Source organism: Roseateles sp. P5_E4 (assembly GCF_054049255.1).
Window position 1 is genome coordinate 161,065 of sequence record NZ_JBFUMS010000009.1, and the last position, 23,388, is coordinate 184,452.

Sequence of the window (23,388 nt, forward strand, 5' to 3'; positions counted from 1 at the left end):
GCCGGGCCCGTCGTTGGGGTAGGGATCAGGCCGCGGCGGGGGCGCCGTCGGTGCTGACCGGCGGCGTGCCACCACCGGTCGGGCCGCTCGGGGTCGGCTTGTCGTCAGGCGCGCGTGGGGGGCGGCCGGCCATGATGTCCAGGATCTGGTCGCGGTCGATGGTTTCCCACTTCATCAGCGCCTCGGTCATCGTCTCGACCTTGTCGCGGTTGTCCTCGAGGATCTTCTGCGCGACGGCGTACTGCTGGTCGAGGATGCGGCGGATCTCGCCGTCGACCTTCTGCTGCGTGCTCTCGCTGATGTTGGCCGTCTTGGTCATGCTGCGGCCGAGGAAGACTTCGCCCTCGTTCTCGGCATAGACCATCGGGCCGAGCACCTCGCTCATGCCGTAGCGCGTCACCATGTCGCGGGCCATGCGGGTGGCGCGTTCGTAGTCGTTGGATGCACCGGTCGAGATGTCGTGGACGAACAGGTCCTCGGCAATGCGGCCGCCGAACATGATGCTGATGCTGTTGAGCATCTGCTTGAAGTACAGGCTGTGCTGGTCACGCTCAGGCAGCTGCCAGGTCACGCCCAGGGCGCGCCCGCGCGGCATGATGGTGACCTTGTGAACCGGGTCTGTGCCGGGCAGCAGCTCGGCGACGACGGCATGACCAGACTCGTGGTACGCCGTGGCGCGCTTCTCGTCCTCGGTCATGACCATGCTCTTGCGCTCGGGGCCCATGTAGAGCTTGTCCTTGGCGCGCTCGAAGTCGATCATTTCCACCAGGCGACCATTGCGGCGCGCGGCGAACAGGGCAGCCTCGTTGACGAGGTTGGCCAGGTCGGCACCGCTCATGCCAGGCGTGCCGCGGGCGAGGATGGACGCGTTGACGTCCTGGCCGATAGGCACCTTGCGCATGTGCACGTTCAGGATCTGCTCGCGGCCGCGGATGTCCGGCAGCGTGACATAGACCTGGCGGTCGAAGCGGCCGGGGCGCAGCAGCGCGGGGTCGAGGATGTCGGGTCGGTTGGTGGCGGCGATGACGATGACGCCGAGATTGGTCTCGAAGCCATCCATCTCGACCAGCATCTGGTTCAGCGTCTGCTCGCGCTCATCATTGCCACCGCCCAGGCCTGCGCCGCGATGGCGGCCGACGGCGTCGATTTCGTCGATGAAGATGATGCAGGGCGCGCTCTTCTTGGCCTGCTCGAACATGTCTCGCACGCGGGCCGCGCCAACGCCGACGAACATCTCGACGAAGTCGGAGCCCGAGATCGTGAAGAAGGGCACCTTGGCTTCACCGGCGATGGACTTGGCCAGCAGCGTCTTGCCGGTACCCGGAGGGCCGACAAGCAACACACCACGCGGGATACGGCCGCCGAGCTTCTGGAATTTCTGCGGATCCTTCAGGAAGTCGACCAGTTCCTTGACCTCTTCCTTGGCTTCATCGCAACCAGCGACGTCGGCGAAGGTGACGGTGTTGTTGGCCTCGTCCAGCATGCGGGCCTTGGATTTGCCGAAGCTGAATGCCCCGCCCTTGCCGCCACCCTGCATCTGGCGCATGAAGTAGACCCAGACACCGATCAGCAGCAGCATCGGCGTCCAGTTGATCAGCATGCTGACCAGGAAGCTCTGCTCTTCACGCGGCTTGATGTCGAACTTGACGCCGTTATTGCGCAGGTCGCCGACCAGGCCACGATCCTGGTAGGTGGCCAGCGTGCGCAGCTTGTTGCCTTCGGTGTCTTCGGCGTAGATGTCACCGGTGATGCCGTCGGGCAGCGTCGCGGATTTGATCCGGCGCGCCTGGACGAGATCCAGGAACTCGGAATAGGTCACCTGCTTACCGGGTGCCGTGGTGCCGCCGAACTGCTTGACGACCGTGAACAGCACCAGCGCGATCACGATCCAGACGGCGAACTTCGAAAACCATTGATTGTTCACTGCGACTCCTTGGCCCTGATGGCCCAGCGCGGGTTTCAGGACAGTGGGGGCGATTTTAGGGGCGGCAAGGGGCCTACCCCTGTAATCAGCGGTTTTTCAGTCCCATGCCCACCAAGAATGTCTCGGAAGAGCGGATGCGGGAGGCTTTGGGCTTCACGACCTTGAAGACCTTGAAATGTGTTTTGAAGAGGTTCACGAGCTCGTCGTAGCCGCTGCCATGGAAGACCTTGGCCACCAGCGCGCCCTCGGGCTTGAGGTGGCTGCTGGCGAAATCGACGGCCAGCTCGACCAGGCCGGAGATGCGGGCGGCATCGGTGGACGCAATACCCGACATATTGGGCGCCATGTCCGACACGACGACGTCCACCGGACGGCCGGCCAGCGCCGCCTCCAGCTCTGCCAGCACCGCGTCCTCCTGAAAATCGCCCTGGATGAACTGCACGCCTTCGATGGGCTCGAACTCCAGCACGTCCAGCGCAATGATGCTGCCGTTGAGCTGCCCCACCGCCGCCCCGCCCCGCCCCGCCTCCGTGGGCGCGAACCGGCGGCGCAGATATTGGCTCCAGGCACCGGGCGTGGCACCCAGGTCGACGACGATCTGGCCCGGGCGGATCAGCTTCAGTTCCTCGTCGATTTCCTTGAGCTTGTAGGCCGCGCGCGAGCGGTAGCCGTCCTTCTGGGCCTGCTGCACATAGGGATCCGAGACATGGTTGTTCAACCACGCCTTGTTGAGCTTCTTGCTTTTGGTTTGAGTTTTCATGCCTACGGGATAATACGGGGATGCCTCAAATCATCCTGACCCCTGCCCAGCGCAAGGACAAACGCTCCGACGCCCACCATCTCGACCCGGTCGTGATGATCGGCGGCGATGGCCTGACCCCCGCCGTCGTCAAGGAAGTGGACCTGGCGCTGAAGGCTCATGGCCTGATCAAGGTGCGGGTGCTGGGCGACGACCGCGCTGCGCGCGAAGCCATGTTCGCCCAGCTCTGCGACGAGCTGAACGCCGCTCCCATCCAGCACATCGGCAAGCTGCTGGTGCTGTGGCGGCCGATTCCGGAGAAGGCAGCCGCCGAGCGCACCGACGCCCGGCCCGGCCCGCGCGTGGTCAAGATCGTCAAATTCTCCAAGAGCGGCAATGGTCGGCCCCAGGTCACCAAACTCAAGGTGTTGGGCAACCAGCGCGTCGCCCAGGGTGGCGAACTCAAGCGCGCCAAGCGCCGCATGACCAGCGTCAAGAAGAACGTCGCGGACTGATCCACGCCAGGGCCAGCACCGCCAGGCCCTTCACGCCGAAGAACGCGAGCGAAGCACCATGCAGCGCCGCGAAGGATGCGACCCCGGCGCCGGCCTTCGCGTCTGCCATCAGCGGTTGCAGGCCGTAGTAGCCGGCAATCGTGCAGAACAGGGCCACGACCGGCAGCAAGAGCCGGGCTGAAAACTGTTGGCTGACGCCCCCGCCCTCCAAGGTGTCACGGGCGATGCGTCGCTCGATCATCATCAGCACCAGCCCCAACGCCAGGCTGACCTGCGCCTCGATCGCAAACACGCGTGCGACGAAAGCACCGGCCTGGGCGCGCTCCAACACCGCGAAGGCACTGGGCGTCGCCGCGAAGGCCACACACAGCAAAAAGCCGCCCCAGAGGGCGGCCAGCAGGGCTTGGAGCCGAGCGAACATCACTCGTAGCGCACTTCGACGATTTCGTAGCGCTTGATGCCGCCGGGGGCCTGCACTTCGGCGACGTCACCGGCCTCCTTGCCGATCAGGGCGCGGGCGATCGGCGAGCCGACCGAGATGCGGCCATGCTTGATGTCGGCCTCGTCGTCACCCGTGATCTGGTAGGTCACTTCGGTGCCGCTGGCTTCTTCTTCCAGGTCCACCGTTGCGCCGAACACCACGCGACCGCCAGCGTCCAGCGTCGAGGGATCGATGATCTGCGCCGCCGCGAGTTTGCCTTCGATCTCGAGGATGCGGCCTTCGATGAAGCCCTGCTTGTCCTTGGCTGCGTCGTACTCGGCGTTCTCGCTCAGGTCACCCTGGGCGCGCGCTTCGGCAATTGCCTGGACGACGGCATGACGTTCGACGGTCTTGAGTCGGTGCAGCTCGGCTTTGAGCGACTCGGCGCCGCGCTTGGTCAGGGGAATGGTCGTCATGGCAAAAACTCAATGGGCAAAAAGAGTTCCGCCGCTGCGGCCCGGTCGGGCTGCTGCGGCGGAATCGATGGGCTGTAGTTTAAGCCAGCTCGGCGTGCAGTTCCTGCAGGGATTGCACGGTCAGGCCGTCACGGTGTTTCATGCCTTCGACCGCGGCTTCACAACCGGCCATGGTCGTGTAATAGGTCACGCGGTTGGCCAGAGCCGCCTGGCGGATGTAGCGGCTGTCGGCGATGGCCGTGCGGGTCTCGTCCACCGTCGTGAAGACGAGCTGGATGTCGCCGCCCTTGAGCGCATCGACGATGTGCGGGCGGCCGTCCTTGATCTTATTGATCAGCTTGACCGGCACGCCGGCCTCGGTGATCGCAGCCGCCGTGCCGCGCGTCGCGACGATGCCGAAGCCCAGCGCATGCAAATCTTTGGCGATGGCGATGGCACGCGCCTTGTCGCTGTTCTTCACCGTGATCAACACGTTGCCCTGGCGCGGCAGGCGCGAGCCGGCGCCGATCTGGCTCTTCAGCATCGCCTCGCCGAAAGTCCTGGCTGCGCCCATCACTTCGCCGGTCGAACGCATCTCGGGGCTGAGGATGGGGTCCACGCCGGGGAACTTGTTGAACGGGAAGACGGCTTCCTTGACGCTGAAGTAAGGCGGGATCACTTCGGCCGGCACGCGGCCCTTGCGGTCGCGCTGGTCGACCAGCTTCTGGCCCGCCATGCAGCGCGCGGCGATCTTGGCGAGCTGCTGACCGGTGGCCTTGGACACATAGGGCACGGTACGCGAGGCACGCGGATTCACTTCCAGCACGTAGACCGTGCAGGCCGCGAGACCGGCAGTCACGTCGCCCTGAATGGCGAACTGCACATTCATCAGGCCGATGACCTTGAGCGCCTTGGCCATCGCGGCCGTCTGGCGGCGCAGCTCGTCCTGCAGGTCGGCCGCCAGTGTGTAGGGCGGCAACGAGCAGGCCGAGTCGCCGCTGTGGATGCCGGCCGCCTCGATGTGCTCCATGATGCCGCCGATCATCACGTCGCCCGCAGCGTCGGCGATGCAATCGACGTCGACCTCGACGGCGTCTTCCAGGAAGCGGTCCAGCAGCACGGGCGACTTCTCGGACACGCGCACGGCTTCGCGCATATAGCGCTCCAGGTCCTTGTCGCCGTGCACGATCTCCATCGCACGGCCGCCCAGCACATAGCTCGGGCGCACGACCAGCGGGTAGCCGATCTCGTTGGCCAGCGCCACGGCCTGATCTTCATTGCGTGCAGTGCGGTTGGGTGGCTGGCGCAGGCCCAGCTCGTGCAGCAGCTTCTGGAAGCGCTCGCGATCCTCGGCGATGTCGATGGAATCGGGCGTCGTGCCAATGATGGGCACGCCGGCACGCTCCAGATCAAGTGCGAGCTTCAGCGGCGTCTGGCCGCCGTACTGCACGATGACGCCGACCGGCTTTTCCTTGTCGACGATCTCCAGCACGTCTTCCAGCGTGACCGACTCGAAATAGAGGCGATCCGACGTGTCGTAGTCGGTCGAGACGGTCTCGGGATTGCAGTTGACCATGATGGTCTCGTAGCCGTCCTCGCGCATCGCGAGCGCGGCGTGAACGCAGCAGTAGTCGAACTCGATGCCCTGGCCGATGCGGTTCGGGCCACCGCCCAGCACCATGATCTTCTTCTTGTCCGTCGGGTTGGCCTCGCACTCGGCGTCGGCGCCTTCGTAGGTCGAGTACATGTACGCCGTCTGCGTGGCGAACTCGGCCGCGCAGGTGTCCACACGCTTGTAGACCGGGCGCACCTTCAGCGCGTGGCGGCGTTCGCGCACAGCGTGCTGGTGCGTGCCCAGCAACTTGGCCAGGCGCTTGTCCGAGAAGCCCTTGCTCTTGAGCAGGCGCAGCTCTGCCTCTGTGATGGACTCGATCGCCCGGCCCTTCAGCTCGCCTTCGATCTGCACGAGTTGCTCGATCTGCGCGAGGAACCACGGGTCCACCGCAGTCTCTTCATAGATCTCGTCCAGCGTCATGCCGATGCGGAAGGCGTCGGCCAAGAACAGGATGCGCTCGGGGCCGGCTTCGCCGATCTCCTGCACGATCTCTTCACGATCGGCCGAGCGCTCGGTCAGGCCGTCGATGCCGGTCTCCAGGCCGCGCAGCGCCTTCTGGAAGGATTCCTGGAAGGTTCGGCCCATGGCCATCACTTCGCCGACGGACTTCATCTGCGTCGTCAGCCGCGAGTCGGCCATCGGGAACTTTTCGAAGGCGAAGCGCGGGATCTTGGTGACGACGTAATCGATGCTGGGCTCGAACGACGCCGGCGTGATGCCGCCGGTGATGTCGTTTTTCAGCTCGTCCAGCGTGTAGCCGACTGCCAGCTTGGCGGCGATCTTGGCGATGGGGAAACCCGTTGCCTTGGAGGCCAGCGCCGAGGAGCGCGACACGCGCGGGTTCATCTCGATGACGACCATGCGGCCGTCCTTCGGGTTGATGGAGAACTGCACGTTGGAGCCGCCGGTGTCCACGCCAATCTCGCGCAGGATGGCGATGCTGGCGTTGCGCAGCAGCTGGTATTCCTTGTCCGACAGCGTCTGGCTCGGCGCCACGGTGATGGAGTCGCCGGTGTGGATGCCCATCGGGTCGAGGTTCTCGATGGAGCAGACGATGATGCAGTTGTCCGCCTTGTCGCGGACGACCTCCATCTCGTACTCCTTCCAGCCGATCAGGCTCTCTTCGATGAGCAGTTCGTTGGTCGGCGAGAGGTCCAGGCCACGCTTGCAGATGGTCTCGAACTCTTCCGGGTTGTAGGCGATGCCGCCGCCCGAGCCGCCGAGCGTGAAGCTGGGGCGGATGACCATCGGGAAACCCGCGCCACCGATCTCGGCGTGGATGCGCTTCTGCACGGCCCAGGCTTCTTCCAGCGAGTGCGCGATGCCGGACCGGGCCGAGCCCAGGCCGATCTTGGTCATCGCGTCCTTGAACTTGAGGCGGTCCTCGGCCTTCTCGATGGCATGCTCGTTGGCGCCGATCATCTCGACGTTGTACTTGGCCAGCACGCCGTGCTTGTGCAGGTCCAGCGCGCAGTTCAGCGCGGTCTGGCCGCCCATCGTCGGCAGCACCGCGTCAGGGCGCTCCTTGGCGATGATCTTCTCGACCACCTGCCAGGTGATGGGCTCGATGTAGGTGACGTCCGCCGTGTCCGGGTCCGTCATGATGGTCGCGGGGTTGCTGTTGACCAGGACGACCTTGTAGCCCTCCTCGCGCAACGCCTTGCAGGCCTGGGCGCCCGAGTAGTCGAACTCGCAGGCCTGGCCAATGATGATCGGACCCGCGCCGATGATGAGGATGGTTTTTAGGTCTGTACGTTTCGGCATGGCGGTCTGCTTAGAGAGTGGCCGTGGCCAGCTTGGCCCCGAACCCAACGAAAAGTGCGCCGACGCTGGCGTTGGCAGTGCTGGACAGCCGGCGGCGCGCGCGGAAGGCGGCTGCGAGGCGGGCACCGGCCAAGATCAGCGTCGAGAGATAGACGAAGCTGAGCACCTGGATGATGGAACCCAGGATCAGGAAGGTCAGCGCCGGATGCGGGTAGGCCGCGTCGACGAACTGGATGAAGAAGGACAGCAGGAAGGCGATGGCCTTGGGGTTCAGCAGGCTGACGACCAGGGCCTTGCGGAACGGCTGGCTCGCATCGACGACGCGGGGCGCCTCATTCGTGCTGGCCTCACCGCGCCAGGCGCGCACCGCGCCACGCAACAGCTGGATGCCGATCCAGCCCAGGTAGACCGCGCCGACCATCTTCACGACAAAGAAGATCTGCGGGCTGGCCATCAGCAGCGACGCGCCGCCAGCGGCAGCCGCAGTCATCAGCAGCGTGTCGCCAACGAACACACCGCAGGCCGCCCCATAGCCGGTACGCACGCCGCGCTGAGCAGCAACGGACAGCACGTAGATCGAGTTGGGCCCGGGCAGCAGGATGATGAAGATCGCCGCCGCGAGGAAGGTGCCGAGGTCGGTGATGCCGAACATGGGGGGCTCCTCAGGCTTTGTTCATCAAGCCAATGAAACGGTCGAACAGATAGGCGATGTCGTGCGGGCCGGGGCTGGCTTCAGGGTGGCCCTGGAAGCTGAAGGCCGGCTTGTCGATGCGGGCGATGCCCTGCAGCGTGCCATCGAACAGGCTCACGTGCGTGGCGCGCAGATTGGCCGGCAGCGTGTCGGGGTCGACCGCGAAACCGTGGTTCTGGCTGGTGATGCCGACGCGGCCGCTGTCCAGGTCCTTGACCGGGTGGTTGGCGCCGTGGTGGCCGAACTTCATCTTGAAGGTCTTGGCACCGCTGGCCAGCGCCAGGATCTGGTGGCCCAGGCAGATGCCGAAGACCGGGATGCCGGACTCGATCAGCTGCGCCGTGGCCTTGATGGCGTAGTCGCAAGGCTCCGGGTCGCCGGGTCCGTTGGACAGGAAGACGCCGTCCGGCTCCAGGTCGAACACGGCACTCGCGGGCGTCTGCGCCGGCACGACGGTGACCTTGCAGCCGCGCTCGGCCAGCATGCGCAGGATGTTGAGCTTGACGCCGAAGTCATAGGCGACGACGTGAAACTTCGGTGCGGTCTGCGTGCCGTAGCCGCTGCCAAGCTTCCACTCGGTCTGCGTCCAGGTTTCGCTTTCGGTGCGGCTGACGACCTTGGCCAGGTCGAGGCCGGACATCGACGGCGCTGCCTTGGCGGCGGCGACTGCAGTGTCGATATGGACTTGGGTCAGCGCTTCGCCGGCAGCCAACGCCAGGATGCAGCCGTTCTGGGCGCCCTTGGTGCGCAGCACGCGTGTCAGGCGGCGGGTGTCCAGGCCAGCGATGGCCACGGTACCTTCGTCGCGCAGGTACTGGTCAAGCGTGCGGCCCGAGCGGAAGTTGGAGGCGCGCAGCGGCAGGTCCTTGATGACGAGGCCGGCGGCATGCACCTTGGCGGCCTCGACGTCTTCATCGCTGACGCCGTAGCTGCCGATGTGCGGATACGTCAGCGTGACGATCTGCTTGCAGTAGCTCGGGTCGGTGAGGATTTCCTGGTAGCCGGACAGCGCGGTGTTGAACACCACTTCGCCGACCGTCTGGCCCGTTGCGCCGATGGATTGGCCTCGGAACACCGTCCCATCCGCCAGAGCCAGAATTGCTTGAGGGGGATGAAGCAGGTCGGTCAGCACAAGGGTCTCCGCAAATGGGGCGCGTGCCCAGCATCAACCCGGCCGAAGACGGGTCAATTTGAGGAAACCAACAAGGTTTTCGCCGGGCAGCAAGTGGGTTCAGGTAAACCCATCGAGTATAGCCGACTGGGGTTAGTACGGAGGCTTCGCGACCGCCTTGCGACGGCTTCGTGGCGCCTCGAAGTGCCGCTTCAGAGTGCCGAAATACCAGCCTTGGCGATCTCGGCATCCTCGCTGGACTTCACACCGCTGACGCCGACGGCGCCCACGCACTGCCCGTCAACGAGGATGGGCACGCCGCCCTCCAGCAGGCCGTGCATGCCGGGCACGCTGAGGAAGGACTGCCGCCCGCCGTTGATCATGTCCTCGTAAATCTTGGATTCGCGCCGGCCCAAGGCCGACGTGTGCGCCTTGGCCGGCGCAAACATCGCCGAGCTGGGCGCGGCGCCATCCAGGCGTTGCAGCCACAGCAGGTGGCCGCCGGCGTCGACGATGGCGATGGACACCGCCCAGCCCTTGCTGACTGCATGGGCCTCCGCTGCGGCGGCGATGCGCTTGACGTCTGCGAGTTCGAGTTGAGATTGCTGTTTCATGGTCTTGCTTTCCGGGGGATAGACCCCAATGTAGCGGCCCAGCGGGAGCCTAGAATTCCCTCGGTCCTTTTGCCTCCGGAGCATCGTCATGAACGACAGTCTGCAAACCTCTTACGGCTATGCCGGCAACGGCCTGGCTGTTGACCGGCAACGCGTACTGCGCAACACCTATTGGCTGCTCGCCCTGTCGCTGGTGCCTACGGTGCTGGGTGCCTGGATCGGCGTATCCACCGGCTTCATGGCCAAGATGGGCTTCGGCATCAGCACGCTGGTCTTCTTCATCGGCGCCTTCGGCCTGATGTTCGTCGTCGAAAAGACCAAGAACAGCAGCATGGGCGTCGCAGCCCTGCTGGGCTTCACCTTCTTCATGGGCCTGATGCTGTCGCGGCTGATTGCCCAGGTGCTGGGCTACCGCAACGGTTCCAGCTTGATCATGACGGCCTTCGGCGGCACGGCAGCGATCTTCTTCGCGATGGCCAGCCTGTCCACCATCATCAAGCGCGACCTGTCGTCCATGGGCAAATTCCTGGTCGTTGGCGCGATCGTGCTGATGGTCGCCRGCATCGCCAACATCTTCCTGCAGTCGTCGGCGCTGATGCTGACCATCCTGGTGCTGATGCTGGGCGTGTTCTCGGCCTTCCTGCTGTATGACATCAAGCGCGTCATTGACGGCGGCGAGACCAACTACATCTCCGCCACGCTGGCCATCTACCTGGACCTCTACAACGTGTTCCAGAGCCTGCTGTCGCTGCTCGGCATCTTCGGCGGCGAGCGCGACTGATTGACTCACCCCCGGAGGCGCTTTGCGCCTCCCCCTCAAGGGGGCTGAGCCCGGACAGAAACAGTCCTGAGGACTGTTTGTGCCTGGCGAAGGACAAGGCCTCAGGCCTTGGCAGCCGCCAGTGGCCCGGCAAAGCCGGTTTCACAGCAGCCGCTTGATGAAGGAGCCTGCTGACGCGGCTCCTTTTTTATTGGGCGCCCGGCTTGAAGTTCTTCAACACAAAGGGTGCGCTCACAATGATCGGCTGGCCCACCTGCCCGACGTGCGCCGACAGCATCACCGTGCCTGCAGCTTGGTTTTCTTGGACTGTGCCGTTCAGCACCACGGGCTCCAGCTTGTTGGTCAGCGTGGCCACACTGGACAGCAGGGCCGTGTAGGGCGCTGCATTCAGTTGCAGCGAGATGGGCACGCTGACCTTGGCCTTGGCGTCGTCCGTATCCAGCCGCATCCACATGAGCACCTGCAGCTTGTCGCCCTTGCGGATCTCGCCGGTGATGGGTGTGATCACGCCGTTGTCCCAGACGTTGGCGCGCTTGCCCTGCAGGTCGACGCGCAGGCAGGTCTTGCCCGAGGCCTCGCAAGCCACCTGCTGTGTGGATTGGCCCTCGCCATAGACCGACCAGGCACTGACCTTGGCCGAATTGATCAGGTGATCCAACGCGGGGTCACCGCCGCGCGCCACTTGGGGTGTCGGCGCGCCGGGCGCCGGCACGAGGGCACCCAGAATGGGTCGGACCCAGCCGTCTGCCTGCATGTCCCAGACGACGAAGTCTGAGTCGAACTGCCAATAACTCCAACCGAAGCTGCGCGCCTCGGCAGCTCGGGCGACCGCCGCAGTCCAGGCCACGCGCTGCGCCATGCCCGCCGTCTCCAGGGCACCGAACTCGCCCAGCAGAATCGGCCGGCCCGTGCGCTGCGCCCAAGCCTTCACGCGATCGAAGTCCTGCTTGAGCTTGTCCAGCTCGGCGGCCGTGCCCCAGGTCACGCCGGACAGCTTCTGGAACTGCGGCGTCCATGACGCGCCCTGGTGGGTGAACTCCATGGGCGTGTAGTAATGGAAGGTCACGACCAGGTTGCGGTCGGACTCGGGCAGCTTCAGGGTGTCGAGCTGATCCAGCGAGTTCCAGAACTTCGGCCCGACGACGACGCGGCGCTTCGGGTTGGTCTCGCGGATGATGGCCAGGTTCTCGGCCAGCATGTCGTTCCATACCGCGTCGGCCGCGCCGTTGGGCTCGTTCAGGATCTCGAACAGCACCGCGTCGGGCGCGTCCTTGTAGCGCGGGGCGATTTGGCGCCAGAAGGCCTTGAGGCGCGTCCGGCACTTGTCGATCTCCTTGGCGCAGTCGTTGAAGTTGTGCTGGTCCAGGATGACCTGCAGGCCCGCGCTCAGCGCCGCGGCTGTCATCTCGTCCAGCGTCTTCAGCCAAGCCGTCGACAAGCGGCCTTCGGCGTCCATGTGCTCGAAGGCATGCAAGTTCAGGCGCACATGGTCGAAGCCACCATCGCGGATGGCCTGCATATGGCGCAGCTGGAAGCGCGCCTTGGCCGGCTCGCTCCAGAGCGGGTCATAGCCCAGCGCGTTCACGCCGCGTTTGAGGGCCGGTTGCGGCAGGGCCAGGGTGGTTTGCGCAAGCGCGGACGATGCGAGCCCGAGGGCCAGGCAGGCAGTGCCCAGGACTCGGGGCAACAGATTTCGAATGGGCATGCTGGCTTGTCTCCTGTGGAAGTCATGACGCCGGCCGGGTGGACCCGATGCTCGGCAAAACAACTAAACAATGTTGTTTATTCATTTTGTCTACTTCGCACCGGGACCGAGTCCGGACTAACACGTAGGCCGAAAAGCAAAAAATCCCGGTCGTCGCAATGGGCGAGCCGGGATTTACTTGAGCAACGTGCGCTTCAGCGATCGAAGACTGCGATCGATTCGACGTGCGCCGTGTGCGGGAACATGTTGACCGCGCTGGCCGCCGTGCAGCGATAGCCCGCCACATTGACGAGCAAGCCGGCATCGCGCGCCAGCGTTGCCGGGTTGCAGCTGACGTAGACGATGCGCTTCGGTGCCATCCAGCCCGGCGCCAGCGACGGGTCCTGGGCGATGTCCGCCACCGCCTTGGCCAGCGCAAAGGCGCCTTCGCGCGGCGGGTCGATGAGCCAGCGGTCCGCTGCACCATCCAATGCCAGCAGTTCAGGCGTCATCTCGAACAGGTTGCGCGCAACGAAGCTCGCCTTGTGCGCCAGGCCGTTCAGCGCCGCGTTCTCGCGCGAGCGCTGCACCAGGGTCTCGCTGCCCTCGATGCCCAGCACCTCGCGCGCCTTGGTGGCCAGCGGCAGCGTGAAATTGCCCAGGCCGCAGAACCAGTCGATGACCCGGTCATCCGGCTCGACAGCCAGCAGGCGCAGCGCACGGCCGACCAGGGTGGCGTTGATGTGCGGGTTGACTTGCGTGAAGTCGGTCGGCTTGAACGGCATGGTCACGCCGAACTCGGGCAGGCGGTAGGCCAGTTGCGGCCCGCCTTCGTCGAGCAACTTGACCGTGTCCGGCCCTTTGGGCTGCAGCCACCACTGCACGCCGTGTTTGGCGGCGAACTCGCGCAGCAGCGCGATGTCGCCGTCCGGCAGCGGGTTCAGGTGGCGCAGCACCAGCGCAATGACCTCGTCGCCCATGGCCAGTTCGATCTGGGGTAGGCGGTCGCGCTCGGCCATCGCCATGATCAGCTCGCGCATCGGCATCAGCAGGTCGCTGACGACCTTGGGCACGACCTTGCAGACCTGCATGTCGGCCACATAGCGGCTCTTGCGCTCGTGAAAGCCGATCAGCACGACGCCCTTCTTCTGCACATAGCGCACCGAGAATCGCGCGCGGTAGCGATAGCCCCAGGTCGGGCCCTCGATGGGCCGCAGCAGCACCTCGGCCTTGACCTTGCCGAGATGCCAGAGCTGGTCCTCCACCACGCGCTGTTTCACCGCCACCTGGGCGCCGGCCTGCAGATGCTGCATCTTGCAGCCGCCGCAGGCGCCGGCGTGCAGGCCGAAGTGCGGACAGCCCGGCGTCACGCGCAGCGAGCTTTCCTTCTTGATTTCGGTGAGCTGGCCTTGCTCCCAGTTGTTCTTGCGGCGCGAGATCTGCGCCTTCACGATCTCACCCGGCAAGGCACCGTCGATGAAGACCACCTTGCCCTCGGCGTTGTGCGCCACGCCCTGCGCCTCAAGTTCGATACTTTCGACCTTGAGCCATTCCGTCGTCTGATTCATCCCCGGATTATCCGAGGTGCCGTCGAGGGCTCTAGAAGATCGAGTCCCGATCCACGCCGTGGCGCATCATGTTGCGCTTGAGCTTGGCCAGCGCCTCGATCTGGATCTGGCGGATGCGCTCGCGCGTCAGCTTGAGGCGGATGGCCAGCACGTCCAGCGTCTCCGGTTCGCGGTCCGACAGGCCGTAGCGGCCCGACAGCACCTCGCGCTCACGGTCGTTGAGGCTGGCCAGCCCGTGCTGCAGCAACTCCTCGACCTCGTGCGACAGGCGCAGGCCCATCGGGTCGATAGCCTGGTCGTCGGCCACCAGATCCAGCATGGACTCGCCGCCCTCGCCGTTGCGGTCCACCGGCGAATCCAGCGAACTCGGCAGCTCGGCATAGGCCAACAGCTCGGCCACCTCGTCGACCGGCCGGCCCAGCGCTTGGGCCACGTCCTCGGCACGCACGCGGCCTTCGGAGCCATTGGCGCTCTGCAGGGCCTCCAGCGCGCGGCGCGCCTTCAGCACCTGGTTGAGCTCGCGCACGATGTGCACCGGCAGCCGCACCAAGCGGGCCTGGTGCATCAGCGCGCGCTCGATGCTCTGGCGTATCCACCAGCTCGAGTAGGTGGAGAAACGGAACCCGCGCTCGGGCTCGAACTTGCCGATGGCGTGCATCAAGCCGAGATTGCCTTCCTCGATGAGATCGCTCATCGGCAGGCCACGGCCCAGGTAGTTCTTGGCGATGCTGACGACCAGGCGCAGGTTGTGCTCGATCATGGCCTGGCGCGCATCGAAATCACCCGCGCGCGCCGCAACGGCCGTGTCGAATTCCTGCTGAGGCGTCAGCAGCGGCGTGCGGCGGATGTCGCGCAGATAGGCCTGCAGCGCGTTGCCGAGCTCGACCTCGTCGCCGCCATTGCGCAGTGCCCGGCCGTCTTCTTCGCTGACGTCTGAAACCGGCTCGGCATCACCGCTGCCCCCGTTCAGCGCCGACAAGATGACAGCCGGCTCGCTGCCATTGCCACCATGTCCGTTGAGCTTGGGCGCAGCGCGTTTCATGACGTGATCGCTGGCCCGATGCATGACTGTTGGCTGGCCGGCTTCTCAGCGCGGCGGCAGCAGCTTGGCCGGATCGACAGGCTTGCCGAGCTTGCGCACTTCAAAGTGCAACTTGACGGTATCGCTCTCGGTGGAACCCATCTCGGCAATCCTCTGACCCTTGCGTACGGTTTGGTCCTGCTCGACCAGCATGGCCCGGTTGTGGGCATACGCTGTCAGGTAGGTGCTGTTGTGCTTGATGATGACCAAGTTGCCGTAGCCGCGCAACCCCGAACCAGCGTAAACAACGCGTCCATCGGCGACAGCCAGCACCGGGTCACCCGGCTTGCCTGCAAAGTCCAGACCCTTGTTGCGCTGCTCGTCGAAGCCGGCGCTGATGGATTGGGCGACCGGCCAACCCCAGGCCATGCTGTCGTCTTCCGATGCGGCCGGTGTGGACGTACTGGTGGACGAAGCCGTCGGCGCACTCGCGGCAGCGACCGGCGGCTTGGCGTCCAGCGGCCGCGACTCGACCTTGGCCGTGCTGGCGATGGGCTTGGCCGTCACGGCGCTGGGGTCGACACCTGGGGGCACGACGCGCAGCACCTGCCCCACCTCGATACGGTTGGGGTTCTCCAGGCTGTTCCATTTGGCCACGTCACGCCAGCTCTGGCCATTGTCCAGCGCGATGCGGATCAGCGCGTCACCCGGCTTGACGGTGTAGTAACCGGCTTTGCCGGCGTTCTCAGCACCCGGCAGCGGCGGCTTGGCATCGGGCGCGGAAGCCGCCGACGCGGCGGGCGCCGGCACCACCGCGGCCGTGGCGGGCTGCGGGTTGCGGTCCTCGACCGGTGCGGCACGATGCAACGACGTGCCGCAGGCGCTGAGCAGCAGCGAGGTGGTGATGGCAGTGAATAAAAGGCGCAGGCTTGAGGGCATCGTGTGGCTAGAGCACGTTGGAAGGCCGACCCGATTGTGTGGCGCGGTGCGCCGACGGCCCCGTCAGAGGACGCCGGATTTTAAGGGGACGAACAGCACGGCTTCATGCTCGTTGCGCACCCAGCGGCTGACGCCCGCCTCGACGACATGGTCGAGCACCACCAGCACCTGGCCACGGCCGCCGGCCGCCGTCGGGGCGATGAGACGCCCGCCAGGGGCGAGTTGCTCGGTCCAGGCGGCGGGAATGTCCTCGCCGCCCGCCGCAGCGATGATGCAGTCGAAAGGCCCGCTGGCTGCGTGGCCCAGGCGGCCATCGCCCCAGATGAGGCGCGGCACGCGCGGCAGCCCCACGCGCTGCAGATTGACTTTGGCCTTGTCGTGCAGACCCTGCAGGCGCTCGATGGAGGTGAGCTGTCGCGCCAGCAGCGCGATGACGGCTGCTTGGTAGCCGCAACCCGTGCCGATTTCCAGCACACGGCCCAGCGACCCGCGCTGACGCGCACCAGCGCCGGCCATCAGCAGGCCCAGCATGTGGGCGACCACCGAGGGCTTGGAAATGGTCTGGCCATGGCCGATGGGCAGGGCCGTGTCCTCATAGGCCTGGGCGGCCAGCGCGCTGTCGACGAACTCGTGGCGCGGCACGGTGGCCATCGCGGCGAGCACATGCTCGTCGAACTTCCCCTCGGCGCGCAGCCGGTCGACCATGCGCTGGCGCACGGCGCCGCTGTCCAATCCCGTACCGCTGGGGCGCGCTAGCCGGGCCGCGTCCCGCGTGGCCTGATGCAGATGGCGCTGCGGCATCAGCAGTTCACGCTGCGGTGACGTGGCCGACTTCAGGCTGGCCGGGAAGCGCTTGGGTGTAGACATTCAGAGACCGAGGCGCTGCGCCCAGGCACCGAGAGACGAATGTTCGGTCAGGTCCACCTGCAGCGGCGTGATCGACACCTGGCCGTTGGCGGTGGCGTGGAAGTCCGTGCCCTCGCCGGCGTCCCGGGCGTCCCCGGCCGGGCCGATCCAGTAGATGGTCTCGCCGCGCGGGTTGATCTGCTCGATGATGCCTTCGCTGGCATGGCGCCGGCCCAGGCGCGTGATCTTGCGCGGCAGGGTGTCGGCATCGGCCCGGTTGGGGATGTTGACGTTGAGCAGGAAGCCCTGGCTTAAGCCCCCGGCAATGACCTGCTCGACGACGCTGCGCGCCACGCGGGCCGCGGCCTCCAGTTCAACCCAGCCCTTTTCGGCCTGCGAGAAGGCGATGGACGGGATGCCGAACAGATAGCCCTCGGTGGCGGCGGCGACGGTGCCGGAATACAGCGTGTCGTCGCCCATGTTGGCGCCGTTGTTGATGCCCGAGAGCACCAGGTCGGGCCGGTAGCCGAGCAGGCCGGTCAGGGCGAGATGGACACCGTCGGATGGCGTGCCGCTGACATAGCGGAACCCGTTGGCGGCGCGGTGGACATTCAGCGGCCGGTTCAGCGTCAGCGAGTTGGACGTGCCGCTGGCGTTCTGCTCGGGGGCGATGACTTCGATCTCGCCCAGGCCTTCGCAGGCTTTTACCAGGGCAGCGAGGCCCGGTGCGAGGTAACCGTCGTCGTTGGAAATCAGGATGCGCATGGGGCCAATTGTAGGGAGAGCGTCACCTGCGAGACCGGGTGTAACCCAGCGGATTTCTATCATCATCGCTTCACCAAAGAGGAGACGACGATGAAGGCATGGCTCTGCGAGAACCCGGTGGGCGTCGAGGCGCTGCAATGGCGTGAACTGCCCGCTCCCGCTCTGCCAGCGGGCCAGATCCGCGTGAGTATCCGCGCCGCCAGCCTGAACTTTCCTGACCTGCTCATCGTGCAGAACAAGTACCAGATGAAGCCGCCCCTGCCCTTTGTGCCAGGCACGGAGTTCTCGGGCGTGGTCACCGAGGTGGGCGAAGGCGTCAAGGGCTTTGCCGTGGGCCAGCGCGTCGCGGCCTTTGGCGGCCTGGGTGGCTTTGCCACCGAGGTCTGCATCCCGGCCGTGCTGGCCATGCCGCTGCCCGAAGCTTTCAGTTTCGAGGACGCCGCGGCCTTCATCTGTACCTATGCCACGAGCCACCACGCGCTGGTGGACCGCGCAGCTCTGAAGCCCGGCGAGACCGTGCTCATCCTGGGCGCGGCTGGTGGCGTCGGCACGGCCGCCATCCAGATCGCCAAGGCCGCTGGCGCCCGCGTCATCGCCGCGGCGGGCAGCGATGCCAAATGCCAGGCCTGCAAGGCCCTTGGCGCCGACGCGACCATCAACTACGCGACGCAGAACCTGCGTGATGAATTGAAGGCCCTGACCGAAGGCAAGGGGCCCGACGTCATCTACGACCCCGTTGGCGGCGACCTGGCCGAAGCGGCCTTCCGCTCCATCGCCTGGCGCGGCCGCTACCTCGTCATCGGTTTTGCGCAGGGCCAGATTCCGGCGCTGCCGCTGAACCTGGCGCTGCTCAAGGGCGCGTCCCTGGTCGGCGTGTTCTGGGGCGAATTCGCCAAACGCGAGCCCGGGCATAACGCCACGATGCTGGGAGAGTTGGCGGCCTGGTATGCCGCGGGCAAGATCAAGCCGGTGCTGGACCGGGTGCTGCCGATGGAGGAGTTGCCTGCCGCCTTCGCGCGCATGGCGGCCCGCGAGGTGGTCGGCAAGTTAGTTCTTACCAATTCGTGAAGCCTGAACCGGGGGCTTGGACTAGGGCGATCCACCGGAGCTTCTAGGGGGCGGTGCGCTACATTCTCGACGGTCGAATCGACAGCCGCTGCCCGCCACGCGCCATGACCGTCAAAGTTCTCATCATCGAAGACAACCCCGTTGCCCGCAGTTTCCTGTGCCGCGTGGTGCGAGAGAGCTTCAGCGACGCGATGGAGCTCACCGAAGTCGGTGACCTTGAGAACGCCCGCCGCCAGGTGGCCAAGCTTTCAGGTGGCAACCCGGAGATCAGCTTCAAGCTCATCCTCGTCGACCTGGAACTGCCCGACGGCAACGGCATGGAGTTCCTGACCGAGCTGGCGGGATCTCCGGCCATCAAGATCGTCACGACGCTGTATTCGGACGACGACCACCTCTTTCCGGCCTTGCAGTGCGGTGCCGACGGCTATCTGCTGAAGGAAGACCGCTTCGAGGTGCTGGTGGAGGAGCTGCAGCGCATCGTGCGCGGCCAGCCGCCGCTGTCACCCGCCATCGCGCGCCGCCTGCTGTCTCACTTCCGCCCCGGCTCCAGTGACAGCGGCACCATGCCGCTGAACTCGGGCTTCGGCTCACTGTCGTCCTCGCACGCGGGCTTTTCCAACAGCCGCAGCGTCGCCCTGGACCCGCCGCCCGAATGGGAACGCCTGACGCCGCGCGAGAGCGAAGTGCTGACCTATCTGAGCAAGGGCTTCACGATCAAGGAGATCGCGAACCTGATGGGCATCAAGTGGTTCACCGTCAACGACCACATCAAGAGCATCTACAAGAAGCTCAACGTCTCCAGCCGCGCGGAAGCGGCGGTGCTGGCATCAAAGCAGGGCCTGGTCTAACCAGCGGTCCATCAGCCGCTTCAGGGCGGCTCGCAATCCTTCAGATTCGCGCGACATCGCGGCGCGAAGTTCATTCGGCGTGATGCCGGCCTGCGCCAGTTCGTCGATATGGCCGATCAGCCATTGCTCGAAGCGCTCGGGCGCGACCTCGGGGTGGAACTGCAGGCCCAGGGCCCGGTTGTGCGGCGCGAACGCCTGGTGAGGGCAGACGGTCGTCGCCGCCAGTGACACCATCCCGGCCGGCAACTCGAACTGATCGCCGTGCCAGTGCAACATGGGTTGATCGCCCAGCTCGACCAACGCCGTGCCCTGCCCCGCCGCCGTCATGGTCAGCGGCGCAAAGCCGATCTCCTTGACGCCCATGGGCTTCACGCGCGCGCCCAGGGCTCGGGCCATCAGCTGCGCGCCCAGGCAGATGCCGAGCAGCGGCAGGCGTGAGTCCAGTCGTTGGCGGATCAGCCCGACCTCGTCGACCAGCCAGGGGAAACGTTCCTCGTCTTCCACGCTGATCGGCCCGCCAAGCACGACGAGCAGATCGATTGCATCAAGATCAACGGCAGCGAAGTCGTCGACGCCGGCCTCGTGATAGCGGACATCGAAACCGCGTGAAAGCAGCACGGGCTCGATGAGACCGAGGTCCTCGAAGGCGAGATGGCRCAGGGCCAGGGCGGTTTTCATCTGCGCCATCATCGCCTCTCGATCAGACAGCCGAGCGCAGCTTCACGCTCGGGAAATCCACCGGCACCGCAAACGCGACGTTCACGTAGTTGGTGAACAGGTTCAGCGCCACGTGAGCCAGGATCTCGACGATCTGGCCGTCGCCAAACCCCGCCGCGCGCACGGCTGCCACATCGGCATCACCCACCTGGCCGCGCTGCTCGACGAGTTGGAGCGCGAAGCGCAGCGCCACCGCCGTCGCCGGGTCGGCCGACTCACCAGCCTGGGCCGCGTTCATCTCGGCAGGCGTCGCGCCGGCCTTGCGGCCCAGGGCGGTATGCGCGGCCAGGCAGTACTCGCAGGCATTGCGGTCGGCCACGGCGACAGCGATCTGCTCACCAAGCTTGGCCGGGATGGCCCCGCCACCAAGAGCGCCAAAGAAGGACCACATGGCCTGCAGCGCCGCAGGCGAATTCGCCGCCGCGCGGAACATGTTCGGCGTCGCGCCAAAGGCGCCATGGATCGCGTCCAGCGTCACGCGGGCTGCGGCGGGGGTGTCGGTGGCAGAGACAAGGGGAACGCGGGAGGTCATGGTGTTGCCTTTCGAGGGCAGTGGATGAAGGTCTCCACTGTCGTTGCCGGGCAGGAACGATAGGTATCATTTCATCCAACAATTCAACCCATTCGTACCGTGACTGACAGCCCGCCACTGGACCGCCTGAGCCCACTGTTCGAGCGCTTTCGCGTGCGCGCCAGCCTTTTCCACGCCGGGCCGCTGTGCGGCGTGACCCACTTCGATGCCCGGCCCGGCCGCGGTTTCCTGCATGTGATGCGCAATGGCGAGATGGAGGTGAGGCATGCCCGTGCGACCGGCCTCATCGAACGCCTGTGGGTGCGCGAACCCAGCCTGGTCTTCTACCCGCGCCCGCTGGCGCACGACTTCCACAACGCGCCGACTGAGGGCTCGGACTTCGTCTGCGCAACCCTGGACTTCGAGGCCGGCCACCCACTCGTGCAGGCGCTGCCGCCGCTGGTCGTGCTCCCGCTGGCGCAGGTGGAGGGCATTGACGCGACGCTGAAGCTGCTGTTCGGCGAATCGGAGCACGTGCGCTGTGGTCAACGCCTGCTGGCAGACCGGTTGTTCGAGGTGCTGCTGCTGCAACTGCTGCGCTGGATGCTGGACCAGCGCGACGCGGCCCTGCCCTTGGGCCTGATGCGCGGCCTGGCGGACGCGCGCCTGGCCCGGGCGCTAACGGCCCTGCATGCCCGGCCGGGCGAGGCCTGGAGCCTGGCAGCCATGGCGACCGAGGCTGGCATGTCGCGCAGCCGCTTTGCCGAGGCGTTTCGCGACGCCCTGGGCCAGACGCCCGCCGGCTATCTCGCCGACTGGCGCCTGGCCATCGTCCGCGCCGAACTGCGCGCCGGCAAGTCCTTGAAGACGCTGGCGGCCGAGCTGGGCTATGCGAATGCCTCGGCCCTGAGCCGGCTGTTCGCGCAGCGGCATGCGGGCACGTCGCCGCGGGCCTGGCTTCAGCAGCACGGGTAGTAAAGTGCCGCAGATGCATCGCGTCGGTCGCTTCGTCCTGCTCTGCCTGCTGCTCGTGCTGCTGCCCCTGCGCAGCCTGCTCGCGGCCGGCCAACTGGGCTGTGAGCCGGCACCGGTGCCCATGCAAGAGCAACACGCCGGCCATGACCACCAGAGCATGCATGGCGATGCCCACAACCACGCGGCCAAGCCCTGCAAGCTCTGCGCGCCCTGTTGCCTGGCGGCCGCGCCGCCGCCCGTGCTGACGCTGGACACGCCGCCTGCCGCACCGGCCCTGCGCGTCGCCCAGGCGCCGGCCGAGCGTTGGGCTGGCGTCGTGCCGCCACTGCCCGACCCGCCTCCCAGGGGCTGAGCTTCTCTTCTCCGCTGTTACTGCCGCTGTTCCCGCCGCTGCCAAGCGCGGCGGGCGTCTTCGCACCGCCCCGAGAGGCCCTGCATGCATCCCCTTCCCTTCGCCCGCACCTGCGGGCTCGCGCTGCTGACCGCGCTGACTGGCTGCGCCACCGCGCCCCCCGACAGCATCGCCCCCGTCTCCAGGCTGACCGAGCCACACACCGCCCAGCCACTGTCGGCCACCCTGCCCTCTGCTGACCAGATTGACGAGCGACTGCGAGAACCACTGACGGCGGATGCCGCCGTGCAGCTCGCGCTGCAGAACAATCGCGGGTTGCAGGCCCGGCTGGCACGCCTTGGTGTCACCGCTGCCGACGTCGATGCGGCCGGCCGCCTGCCCAACCCAGGCTTTCGCTTCAGCCGCCTGACGCGTGGCAGCGAGGTGGAACTGGAGCACGGCTGGCATATCGACCTTGCGCGCCTGCTGACCCTGCCGCTGGTGCGCGCCGCCGAGCAGCGCCGCCTGCAGGCTGAGCAGCAGCAGGCCGCCGCCGACACGCTGGCCCTGGCCGCCGACACGCGCCGCGCCTGGGTACGCGCCGTCGCGGCCGAGGAGGCCCTGGCCTACCGCCGCCAGGTGCGGGAAGCCGCCGAGGCCGGCGCGGAACTCGCACGCCGCATGCAGGTCGCCGGCAACTTCAATGCTTTGGCGCGGGCCCGCGAACAAGGCTTCGAGGCCGACGCCCGACTCGCCTTGGCACGCACCGAGGCCCAGCGGCTCGCCGCACGCGAACGCCTCGTACGCCTGCTGAGCCTGGAGGACGGCAGCGCACTGCGCCTGCCGGAGCGCCTGCCCGACCTACCAACCACGCCGCGAGAGCAAGCCGGCATCGAAGCGCAGGCCCTGGCCCAGCGCCTGGACGTGCAGGCGGCGCGGCTGACTCTGGAGCAATCCGCGCGGCAGCTTGATCTTGCTCGAATGACGCGCTGGGTGTCGATGCTGGAGCTGGGCACGGTACGCAATTCGTCCAACGAACAGCCCACCCAGCGCGGCTGGGAGGTGGCGCTGGAGCTGCCACTCTTCGGCCCCGGCCCCCAACCGAAGGCTGAGGCGCTGGCCCGCGAAGCCGCACATGTGGCCGCGGATACAGCCATCCAGGCCCGCTCCGAAGCCCGCGAGGCGTACGGCCTCTACCGCAGCGCTTTCGATGTCGCCCGCCAGCACCGGGACGAACTGCTGCCGCTGGCCCAGCGCGTCTCCAGCGAACAGCTGCTGCGCTACAACGCCATGCTGATCGGCGTCTTCGAGCTGCTGGCCGATGCCCGCGCCCAGGTCGCCGCCGTCAGCGCCACGCAGGAGGCGCTGCGCGATTTCTGGGTCGCCCAGGCCGACCTCGACCAGGCCCTTGTCGGTCGTGTCGCGCCAGCCCTGCCCCAGGCCGCTGCCGCCGCCCCCACCGCGGCAACCCACTGAATCCCGAGG

23 protein-coding genes are annotated in these 23,388 nt (G+C 66.5%); 7 read left to right on the forward strand and 16 right to left on the reverse strand.

From position 1 onward, the window contains the following. Positions 1–25 precede the first annotated feature (25 nt). Positions 26–1,924, reverse strand: coding sequence for an ATP-dependent zinc metalloprotease FtsH (gene ftsH / locus ACXJLH_RS18525; protein ID WP_056195454.1), 1,899 nt, complete (start codon positions 1,922–1,924; stop codon positions 26–28). Positions 1,925–2,009: 85 nt separating this feature from the next. Continuing rightward, on the reverse strand, positions 2,010–2,684 hold the full coding sequence (locus tag ACXJLH_RS18530; protein ID WP_056195451.1) for an RlmE family RNA methyltransferase: 675 nt from the start codon (positions 2,682–2,684) through the stop codon (positions 2,010–2,012). Between the two features lie 20 nt (positions 2,685–2,704). Here ACXJLH_RS18530 and ACXJLH_RS18535 point away from each other — a divergent pair, with 20 nt between their 5' ends. After that, on the forward strand, positions 2,705–3,178 hold the full coding sequence (locus tag ACXJLH_RS18535) for a YhbY family RNA-binding protein (protein WP_056195448.1): 474 nt from the start codon (positions 2,705–2,707) through the stop codon (positions 3,176–3,178). Here ACXJLH_RS18535 and ACXJLH_RS18540 read toward each other — a convergent pair. The 6 genes from ACXJLH_RS18540 to ACXJLH_RS18565 form a co-directional block, all read right to left on the reverse strand. Further along, complete coding sequence (locus tag ACXJLH_RS18540; RefSeq protein WP_457356215.1) at positions 3,156–3,599, reverse strand: DUF4149 domain-containing protein; 444 nt, start codon at positions 3,597–3,599, stop codon at positions 3,156–3,158. The genes ACXJLH_RS18535 and ACXJLH_RS18540 overlap by 23 nt on opposite strands. Beyond that, positions 3,599–4,075: a transcription elongation factor GreA gene (gene greA, locus ACXJLH_RS18545; RefSeq protein WP_056195443.1), complete on the reverse strand. Its 477-nt coding sequence runs from the start codon at positions 4,073–4,075 to the stop codon at positions 3,599–3,601. Before greA ends, ACXJLH_RS18540 begins: the two co-directional genes overlap by 1 nt. A 79-nt stretch (positions 4,076–4,154) precedes the next feature. Further along, on the reverse strand, positions 4,155–7,433 hold the full coding sequence (gene carB, locus ACXJLH_RS18550; RefSeq protein WP_457445682.1) for a carbamoyl-phosphate synthase large subunit: 3,279 nt from the start codon (positions 7,431–7,433) through the stop codon (positions 4,155–4,157). 10 nt (positions 7,434–7,443) lie between these two features. After that, the gene (gene leuE, locus ACXJLH_RS18555; protein WP_457445683.1) at positions 7,444–8,085 is read right to left on the reverse strand and encodes a leucine efflux protein LeuE; all 642 of its coding nucleotides are present in this window, start codon (positions 8,083–8,085) and stop codon (positions 7,444–7,446) included. 10 nt (positions 8,086–8,095) lie between these two features. Beyond that, positions 8,096–9,256 (reverse strand): glutamine-hydrolyzing carbamoyl-phosphate synthase small subunit, encoded by a 1,161-nt coding sequence (gene carA / locus ACXJLH_RS18560; protein ID WP_457445684.1) that lies wholly within the window; start codon positions 9,254–9,256, stop codon positions 8,096–8,098. A gap of 191 nt (positions 9,257–9,447) precedes the next feature. Then, entirely contained in the window at positions 9,448–9,849 is a 402-nt protein-coding gene (locus ACXJLH_RS18565) for a GlcG/HbpS family heme-binding protein (protein ID WP_056195433.1), read from the reverse strand. A gap of 88 nt (positions 9,850–9,937) precedes the next feature. On the opposite strand from ACXJLH_RS18565, the gene ACXJLH_RS18570 reads away from it, so the two are divergent. Then, positions 9,938–10,630 carry a Bax inhibitor-1/YccA family protein gene (locus ACXJLH_RS18570; protein WP_457445685.1) on the forward strand — a complete coding sequence of 231 codons (693 nt, stop codon included), beginning with the start codon at positions 9,938–9,940 and terminating at the stop codon, positions 10,628–10,630. Positions 10,631–10,817: 187 nt separating this feature from the next. Here ACXJLH_RS18570 and ACXJLH_RS18575 read toward each other — a convergent pair whose 3' ends face one another. The 6 genes from ACXJLH_RS18575 to surE all read right to left on the reverse strand — a co-directional run bounded on the left by ACXJLH_RS18575 (position 10,818) and on the right by surE (position 17,453). Beyond that, complete coding sequence (locus tag ACXJLH_RS18575) at positions 10,818–12,335, reverse strand: glycoside hydrolase family 5 protein (RefSeq protein ID WP_457445686.1); 1,518 nt, start codon at positions 12,333–12,335, stop codon at positions 10,818–10,820. A 194-nt stretch (positions 12,336–12,529) separates the two neighbouring features. Beyond that, the gene (gene rlmD / locus ACXJLH_RS18580; protein WP_457324658.1) at positions 12,530–13,882 is read right to left on the reverse strand and encodes a 23S rRNA (uracil(1939)-C(5))-methyltransferase RlmD; all 1,353 of its coding nucleotides are present in this window, start codon (positions 13,880–13,882) and stop codon (positions 12,530–12,532) included. A 31-nt stretch (positions 13,883–13,913) separates the two neighbouring features. After that, the gene (rpoS, locus tag ACXJLH_RS18585; RefSeq protein WP_082532550.1) at positions 13,914–14,924 is read right to left on the reverse strand and encodes an RNA polymerase sigma factor RpoS; all 1,011 of its coding nucleotides are present in this window, start codon (positions 14,922–14,924) and stop codon (positions 13,914–13,916) included. Between the two features lie 45 nt (positions 14,925–14,969). Beyond that, positions 14,970–15,842 (reverse strand): peptidoglycan DD-metalloendopeptidase family protein, encoded by an 873-nt coding sequence (locus ACXJLH_RS18590; protein ID WP_457356222.1) that lies wholly within the window; start codon positions 15,840–15,842, stop codon positions 14,970–14,972. Positions 15,843–15,905: 63 nt separating this feature from the next. Further along, on the reverse strand, positions 15,906–16,709 hold the full coding sequence (locus tag ACXJLH_RS18595) for a protein-L-isoaspartate(D-aspartate) O-methyltransferase (RefSeq protein WP_457445687.1): 804 nt from the start codon (positions 16,707–16,709) through the stop codon (positions 15,906–15,908). Then, positions 16,710–17,453: a 5'/3'-nucleotidase SurE gene (gene surE, locus ACXJLH_RS18600; protein WP_056195417.1), complete on the reverse strand. Its 744-nt coding sequence runs from the start codon at positions 17,451–17,453 to the stop codon at positions 16,710–16,712. A gap of 90 nt (positions 17,454–17,543) precedes the next feature. On the opposite strand from surE, the gene ACXJLH_RS18605 reads away from it, so the two are divergent. Continuing rightward, entirely contained in the window at positions 17,544–18,521 is a 978-nt protein-coding gene (locus tag ACXJLH_RS18605; protein WP_457445688.1) for an NADPH:quinone oxidoreductase family protein, read from the forward strand. A gap of 104 nt (positions 18,522–18,625) precedes the next feature. Then, positions 18,626–19,369 carry a LuxR C-terminal-related transcriptional regulator gene (locus ACXJLH_RS18610; RefSeq protein ID WP_056195409.1) on the forward strand — a complete coding sequence of 248 codons (744 nt, stop codon included), beginning with the start codon at positions 18,626–18,628 and terminating at the stop codon, positions 19,367–19,369. On the opposite strand, the gene ACXJLH_RS18615 is transcribed toward ACXJLH_RS18610, so the two are convergent. Together ACXJLH_RS18615 and ACXJLH_RS18620 are read right to left on the reverse strand one after the other, a co-directional pair. Further along, entirely contained in the window at positions 19,349–20,047 is a 699-nt protein-coding gene (locus ACXJLH_RS18615; RefSeq protein ID WP_457445689.1) for a glutamine amidotransferase, read from the reverse strand. The two genes, ACXJLH_RS18610 and ACXJLH_RS18615, sit on opposite strands and share 21 nt — an antisense overlap. A gap of 22 nt (positions 20,048–20,069) precedes the next feature. Next, positions 20,070–20,618, reverse strand: coding sequence for a carboxymuconolactone decarboxylase family protein (locus tag ACXJLH_RS18620; protein ID WP_457445690.1), 549 nt, complete (start codon positions 20,616–20,618; stop codon positions 20,070–20,072). 99 nt (positions 20,619–20,717) lie between these two features. On the opposite strand from ACXJLH_RS18620, the gene ACXJLH_RS18625 reads away from it, so the two are divergent. The 3 genes from ACXJLH_RS18625 to ACXJLH_RS18635 all read left to right on the forward strand — a co-directional run bounded on the left by ACXJLH_RS18625 (position 20,718) and on the right by ACXJLH_RS18635 (position 23,379). After that, positions 20,718–21,572 (forward strand): cupin domain-containing protein, encoded by an 855-nt coding sequence (locus ACXJLH_RS18625; RefSeq protein ID WP_457445691.1) that lies wholly within the window; start codon positions 20,718–20,720, stop codon positions 21,570–21,572. Positions 21,573–21,585: 13 nt separating this feature from the next. Beyond that, positions 21,586–21,924: a hypothetical protein gene (locus ACXJLH_RS18630; protein WP_457323274.1), complete on the forward strand. Its 339-nt coding sequence runs from the start codon at positions 21,586–21,588 to the stop codon at positions 21,922–21,924. 84 nt (positions 21,925–22,008) lie between these two features. Then, on the forward strand, positions 22,009–23,379 hold the full coding sequence (locus tag ACXJLH_RS18635) for a TolC family protein (RefSeq protein WP_457445692.1): 1,371 nt from the start codon (positions 22,009–22,011) through the stop codon (positions 23,377–23,379). The last annotated feature ends 9 nt before the right edge of the window (positions 23,380–23,388 follow it).

What these genes read in the sequence shown, in the direction of transcription:
- ACXJLH_RS18530 (WP_056195451.1), bottom strand. Translation starts at nt 2,684, where the DNA reads ATGAAAACTCAAACCAAAAGCAAGAAGCTCAACAAGGCGTGGTTGAAC.
- ACXJLH_RS18635 (WP_457445692.1), top strand. Translation starts at nt 22,009, where the DNA reads ATGCATCCCCTTCCCTTCGCCCGCACCTGCGGGCTCGCGCTGCTGACC.
- carB (WP_457445682.1), bottom strand. Translation starts at nt 7,433, where the DNA reads ATGCCGAAACGTACAGACCTAAAAACCATCCTCATCATCGGCGCGGGT.
- ACXJLH_RS18565 (WP_056195433.1), bottom strand. Translation starts at nt 9,849, where the DNA reads ATGAAACAGCAATCTCAACTCGAACTCGCAGACGTCAAGCGCATCGCC.
- greA (WP_056195443.1), bottom strand. Translation starts at nt 4,075, where the DNA reads ATGACGACCATTCCCCTGACCAAGCGCGGCGCCGAGTCGCTCAAAGCC.
- ACXJLH_RS18590 (WP_457356222.1), bottom strand. Translation starts at nt 15,842, where the DNA reads ATGCCCTCAAGCCTGCGCCTTTTATTCACTGCCATCACCACCTCGCTG.
- surE (WP_056195417.1), bottom strand. Translation starts at nt 17,453, where the DNA reads ATGCGCATCCTGATTTCCAACGACGACGGTTACCTCGCACCGGGCCTC.
- rlmD (WP_457324658.1), bottom strand. Translation starts at nt 13,882, where the DNA reads ATGAATCAGACGACGGAATGGCTCAAGGTCGAAAGTATCGAACTTGAG.
- ACXJLH_RS18605 (WP_457445688.1), top strand. Translation starts at nt 17,544, where the DNA reads ATGAAGGCATGGCTCTGCGAGAACCCGGTGGGCGTCGAGGCGCTGCAA.
- ACXJLH_RS18610 (WP_056195409.1), top strand. Translation starts at nt 18,626, where the DNA reads ATGACCGTCAAAGTTCTCATCATCGAAGACAACCCCGTTGCCCGCAGT.
- rpoS (WP_082532550.1), bottom strand. Translation starts at nt 14,924, where the DNA reads ATGAAACGCGCTGCGCCCAAGCTCAACGGACATGGTGGCAATGGCAGC.
- ACXJLH_RS18575 (WP_457445686.1), bottom strand. Translation starts at nt 12,335, where the DNA reads ATGCCCATTCGAAATCTGTTGCCCCGAGTCCTGGGCACTGCCTGCCTG.
- ACXJLH_RS18620 (WP_457445690.1), bottom strand. Translation starts at nt 20,618, where the DNA reads ATGACCTCCCGCGTTCCCCTTGTCTCTGCCACCGACACCCCCGCCGCA.
- leuE (WP_457445683.1), bottom strand. Translation starts at nt 8,085, where the DNA reads ATGTTCGGCATCACCGACCTCGGCACCTTCCTCGCGGCGGCGATCTTC.
- ACXJLH_RS18630 (WP_457323274.1), top strand. Translation starts at nt 21,586, where the DNA reads ATGCATCGCGTCGGTCGCTTCGTCCTGCTCTGCCTGCTGCTCGTGCTG.
- ACXJLH_RS18535 (WP_056195448.1), top strand. Translation starts at nt 2,705, where the DNA reads ATGCCTCAAATCATCCTGACCCCTGCCCAGCGCAAGGACAAACGCTCC.
- ACXJLH_RS18540 (WP_457356215.1), bottom strand. Translation starts at nt 3,599, where the DNA reads ATGTTCGCTCGGCTCCAAGCCCTGCTGGCCGCCCTCTGGGGCGGCTTT.
- ACXJLH_RS18595 (WP_457445687.1), bottom strand. Translation starts at nt 16,709, where the DNA reads ATGTCTACACCCAAGCGCTTCCCGGCCAGCCTGAAGTCGGCCACGTCA.